This is a genomic window from Bilifractor sp. LCP19S3_H10 (assembly GCF_052119185.1).
Lineage (GTDB): Bacteria > Bacillota > Clostridia > Lachnospirales > Lachnospiraceae > Bilifractor.
In genome coordinates, this window is sequence record NZ_JBQKFT010000042.1 from 1 (window position 1) to 6,028 (window position 6,028).

4 protein-coding genes are annotated in these 6,028 nt (G+C 41.7%); all 4 read left to right on the forward strand.

All coding sequences use genetic code 11. The annotated features are described in order from the left end of the window. Positions 1-1,012: hypothetical protein (locus tag ACTQZS_RS15200; RefSeq protein ID WP_441476571.1), on the forward strand; the 1,012-nt coding region annotated here is incomplete at its 5' end. Position 1,013: 1 nt separating this feature from the next. Then, positions 1,014-5,342: a hypothetical protein gene (locus ACTQZS_RS15205; protein ID WP_441476572.1), complete on the forward strand. Its 4,329-nt coding sequence runs from the start codon at positions 1,014-1,016 to the stop codon at positions 5,340-5,342. An 8-nt stretch (positions 5,343-5,350) separates the two neighbouring features. Next, positions 5,351-5,770 (forward strand): hypothetical protein, encoded by a 420-nt coding sequence (locus ACTQZS_RS15210; protein ID WP_441476573.1) that lies wholly within the window; start codon positions 5,351-5,353, stop codon positions 5,768-5,770. Next, entirely contained in the window at positions 5,763-5,882 is a 120-nt protein-coding gene (locus ACTQZS_RS15215; RefSeq protein ID WP_441476574.1) for a CD1375 family protein, read from the forward strand. The genes ACTQZS_RS15210 and ACTQZS_RS15215 overlap by 8 nt, the downstream gene beginning before the upstream one ends. The last annotated feature ends 146 nt before the right edge of the window (positions 5,883-6,028 follow it).

The following is a 6,028-nucleotide window of genomic DNA, read 5'->3' on the forward strand; positions in this document are numbered from 1 at the left end:
GAGTGAGATACGAGTCTTTATGATTGATCCTCACAATTTAAATATTATTCGTGGAGAATTGGAGCATCTGGTATTGTCCGGGTGCTCTGTTTCTTTTGGTTATGATACCGATACAAGGACATCTGCAAATCTGGAAACACTTGGAAGTAATTATATTTCAGGATCATGGCTGCGGATCGTTCTTTATCATGGAGACGCTTCAATTGAAATCGGTACATATGTCCTGAAAAATCCTCCTGGAATGACGATAAAAAATGGAGAGAAACACTACACTTATGAGCTCCAGTCTGTATTGTGGGGGTTATCAGAAGATTATTGTGTTGGATATTTCTCGATAGGTTCGGGAACATATGCGGTTGATGCATTTGAAAAAATCTGTACTACCTGCCAGAAGGAGTATTTAATCAACGGGGCAAGAAATTACAGATATACAGCCAGTAAAATATTCGAAGCCGGAGAAAGTTATCTTTCTTTTCTTTTTGATATTTGTGATATATCAAACAATCGATTGGATGTGGATGGGCATGGAAGAATAACTTTAAGTCCGTACAATACGCCGTCTTCAATCACTCCTTCCTGGACCGTTGATGAAAAAGATCAAAATACGATGCTTTTATCGTCAGATATTAAAGAATCAACCTCTTCGGAAGATGTACCAGGCCGGACAATCGTCATATACAGCAATGGGGATCAGGAAATTATTGCTTCGGCAGACAGAGATTCTTCTTCCGAATTTTCTTCTCAGAGAAGAGGATTTATGATTGCCGAAAAATACCAGGTTAACGATCTGTCTCCTGCAACAAAGGCAAGAGCACAGCAGCTCGCAGAAGAATACCTGAAAAAATCTGACAAGGTAATTACATTGGAATGCAGCATGTTGTATTTTCCGTGCAAATGCGGGGAGACAATAAATCTTATCCTGGAAAATAAAAAGAAAAAATATATGATCCAGTCCATCAGCGAAATAAAATTCGACGAGATGACAATGAACTTGACACTCAAAGAGGTATGATATGGACAGTTTTGAGCTCGCAAAAATATTGTTAGGGAAAAAATCTAACGAAGGCACAAACGAAAAAGCCAAATCTACGGTCATGGCAACAGGAACGGCAACGTCCGACAGTTCAAACGGAAAAGTCATGGTTGATATGGGTGGAGACACAATCAGCTATGACGATGGGCAATCCGTAGAGATTGACACAAACATTTCTGTAAAGACCGGAGATATTGTACAGATTTTGCTTACCGGTGCTGCTGGAACGTCTAAGTATCCGGTTGTAATTGGTGTTATTGGACGTGGAGATGAGCAGAATGCTGAAATCCAGGAAGCCAAAGCAACCGCGGATCAGGCAAACAGTAATTCCGAAGAAGCAAAGAAAAAAGCGGAAGAAGCAGAGGAAAAAGCACAAACAGCAAGCGAAAATGCGGATTCAGCGAAACAGAGTGCGAGTGCTGCCTCTGAATTGGCCACTTCTGCAAACACGAACGCCAATGATGCAAAAGTCCTTGCCAATAGCGCGAACACAGCATCTAGTCAGGCAAATGCAAAGGCGGAACAGGCAGAGACAGATGCAGCAAATGCGATCAAGACCGCTAATGCAGCACAGAACGGTTTAGCTGACGCAAATAAAGATATTTCGTCTTTGCAGACCTCTGTGGATACGTTGAACGGTGATATTTCTGATGCGCAGAAGAAGGTTAAGGAAAACGGAGATGCCATTGCAGGTATCAACCAGAATCTTGTTGCCAATTACGCGACAAAGACAGATGTTAGTGATACCAAAGCGGCCATTGAGTCTGATATTTCTACAACAGCAAGTGGAATTGAGGCAAGTGTAAAAGAAACCTATGCTTCGAAGAATGATGTAAGTGAAATCAAAGGTGAACTTGAAAACAAAATTCAGGTTAATGCGGACGGAATCGAGTCCACAAGCAAGAAAGTCGAAAGTCTTGCGTCAGATACGCAGGACATATCAACAAAACTGAATGCTGCTTCGAAAACAGCATCAGATGCACAGGCTCAGGCAGACACAGCTGTTGCGAATGCCAAGGCAGCGCAGGAAACCGCAGATACTGCTGTTGCCAATGCAAAGGCAGCGGATGATAAAGCAAAAACCGCACAGAGTCAGCTTGATGCAGCAAAGCAGAATGTAGCGTCTGCGGATGCATCATTGAAGACAGCAAAACAGAATTATGATTCTGCACTTAGTACATACAATAGCCTGACTTCAAGTACAACGGCAACGGAAGATCAGATCACTTCCGCAAAAAAGAATCTTGACTCGGCACAGGCGGCATTAAACAAGGCTCTGGCGGATGTATTGACTGCTAATCATAATGTGACTGAAGCACAGACTGCGGCAAATGACGCTTTGAAGAATGCAACGACGGCATACAGCAATGCGTCTACAGCCCTCACCAACGCCAAGACTGCACAGGATACAGCGGATAAGGCGGTTGCGGATGCGGCAAAGGCGAATAAGGATCTGGCAGAGTTAACAAATACGGTCAATACGCAGGAAACAAAAATCACGCAGAATTCAGAATCGATCAGTTCACTGGCAACACGAACAACGACTGTCGAGAATAAGTTTACTGGATATTACACGAAGACAGAAGCAGATTCTAAAATCAAACAGACCTCTGATTCGATTACAAGTACGGTATCGCAGACTTATGAAACGAAAACAGATGCTTCGTCAAAACTGTCTTCAGCAAAGAGTTATACTGATAGTTCCAGTTCACAGGCATTGAAGGATGCAAAGGCTGATACTGATAACAAACTGAAATCGTATTCAACTACGACACAGATGAATTCCGCTATCGATCAGAAGGCAGATTCCATCACAAGTACGGTATCACAGACTTACGAAACAAAAACTGATTCTGCAACAAAACTGTCCTCTGCAAATAGTTATACCGATTCCAAAATCAAACAGACCTCTGATTCAATTACTCAGCAGATCAGCTCTGTTAATAATGGTAAAAACATTATCCAGCAGATCAACCTGAATTCCGGAGGTTTGAAGATTAACGTTGACAATCTTGAAATTGGAAGCGCGATTTCGAACCTTGTAACTGGAACGGTTAATGAATATGCCATCAATACCTCGTCTTCGACATCCCCAACTTCAGGATGGAGTACCACGCAGCCGGCATGGTCAGATGGTAAATATATCTGGATGCGAACAAAGACCACAACAAAAGACGGAACCGTGTCCTATTCTAATCCTGCATGTATTACCGGAGCAAAAGGATCAACAGGTGCAACAGGAGCTCAAGGAGTTAAAGGAGACACCGGAGCATCTTTTAAGACCTTTACAACGAATTACGAATATGGTCAAGATGATATAGATAAATATTCTGCATCTGGCTATAGCGGTACATGGGATGTTAATGAAAGCACTTCTGAGTTAAGAGTAGGGGATACGGTTCAATTACGGTGTACAAACTCATCAAAATCAGGTTACTGTTTTATAATTGCAAAAGTTACTGCAATACCTGGTGACAAATCAATAACCTGTGCATCATCGGGACTTATTGATAAAGGTGCTAGTGGAACGTCGGTAACAGTAAAGTCTACTTCAGTAACCTATGCAGTAACTGGCAGTAATTCTCAACCAGCAGATTCAGCTTTTACATCAACAACAATGCCTTCGGTTGGAGTAGGTCAATACTTATGGAGCAAAGCAACCACTGTATTTAGTGACAACAAATCCATTACAAGCTACTCTGTATCGAGAATAGGTACGGATGGTAAAACCGGATCTACAGGAGCTAGTGGAAAAACTACTCACTTTGCATACTCCACCAGTGCTGACGGTAAAAGCAACTTTAATACATCCCTGTTTTCCGGAGCTACTTATATCGGTACTTACGATGACACCACAACAGCAGACAGTACAGATCCAACGAAGTATAAATGGACAAAACTCAAAGGTGACACAGGAGCAACCGGCCCTCAAGGACCTAAAGGTGCTACAGGACCAACTGGTGCATCTTTTAAGACCTTTACAACGAATTACGAATATGGTCAAGATGATATAGATAAATATTCTGCATCTGGCTATAGCGGTACATGGGATGTTAATGAAAGCACTTCTGAGTTAAGAGTAGGGGATACGGTCCAATTACGGTGTACAAACTCATCAAAATCAGGTTACTGTTTTATAATTGCAAAAGTTACTGCAATACCTGATGACAAATCAATAACCTGTGCATCATCGGGACTTATTGATAAAGGAATGAAAGGCGATACAGGCCCTCAAGGACCACAGGGACCAACAGGGCCGCAAGGTCCTAAAGGAGATACTGGACCACAAGGGCCACAGGGAACTTCAAAAAACCAAGTGGTTCACTCCATGAGTGATCCGTCATCTACTTCTGGATACGCATCCGGAGATATATGGTTTAATCAATCAACCGGAGGTATCTGGCAGTTCAACGAATCAGCATGGGCAGTGCATCAAGTTGGGACGGTGAGTATCAAGGATGGTGCAATCACAGCAGACAAGATTGTATCAAATGCAGTGACGGCAGATAAAATTGTATCCGGAGCAGTTACTGCTGTAAAGATTGCTTCCGATGCAGTAACCGCAGATAAAATCGCCTCAGGTTCAGTAACCTCGAAGAAAATTAACGTCAGCGATCTTTCTGCTATCAGTGCAAACCTTGGCAAAGTGACTGCCGGCGCAATCGAAACACCGGATAATGGTAAAACGTTCACACTTGATGCCACGAACAAGAAATTTAAATGGAATTTGCCGCAGACGAAAATGGATGAAAATGGAACAATTAGCTCGACCAGTATGAATGCAAAAGGCGTTAGTTACTATTCTTCATTTGGTGCCGGACAGTTATATAGTCATTCTGAATATTCAGGATATGATACATCTACTCTCGTAAAAGCTGATAGTATTGCGGTAACCCATCATCTGACAGCAAATGGTGCAGATACTCAGACTATAAATGCTATTGACGATGTTGGATTTGTCATTGGTAAAGAAGAAAAAGATACACTTAAACTTATCTTTACAGCACGTGAACCAAATCATGGTGGATTAACCTATGGTGGCTGTAAAGTCCCGGTGGTTGTTGACGGAACTGTAACAGCGTCTGGTGGTACGTCATGCTATCTTACATCCTTATCCGCATTAGCAAATGCTGGCATAGACACAAACCATGTTATTGTTGTGGCGATGTTAATTCATCCAAGTGGTGCAACACATATGCAATCCGTTCAATATATGAGTTCTAATAGTACATACTATGCTTTATTCAGTGGAGGAATAACAAGTGGAACAGCCGTTCGGTGGATGGCAATATCATATTTTAATGAATGAGGTCAATAATGGAAATATATGATGAATTAACAAATGAAAAGATCGATTACGAAGAAGCAATGGATATTGTCAACTCCGGCAAAGGTGCAATTTCATCCATAAATATACAAGTCGGAGTTGAAAAGAAATCGTTTCCTTCTGGGGATATAGATATTCCAATAACGGAACAGAGAAATTATCTTCATAAGTTTTCAGATGAAGAAATTGAATTTCAAGAATCTTGCAAAAAAGAGTCCTTAATTCCGACAAACAGTGACCTTTCTGACTCTGCAGTAGATCTTGGTCAGGGCGTTTCAGATAACGAGGATGCTCTTGCAGAGCTTGGAGATTATACATCACAGTTGGAGGAACGGATTAGATCACAGGACGATACTATAGCGGAACTTGTAGACAGAATTAAAGCACTGGAGGGTAATGACAATGGCTAAAATCTATTACAAAAGAATCAAAGCTGGTCTGATGACAATTGAAGACGTCCCGGACAAGTGGAGAAAAGCAGTAGAGGAAATGCTTGAAAAAGATGGACAGGAGGACAAGTGACACCAGTGGGACCATTTCAGGACACAATTTTTGGCGGGATATTGGGCGGTACTCTAGTGGGTGCCGTCCTTTTATTTATCCAATTTCTGATTAACCGATCAGATAAAAAGAAAGAACGAAACGATAAGATTATTGCAAAGCTGGAA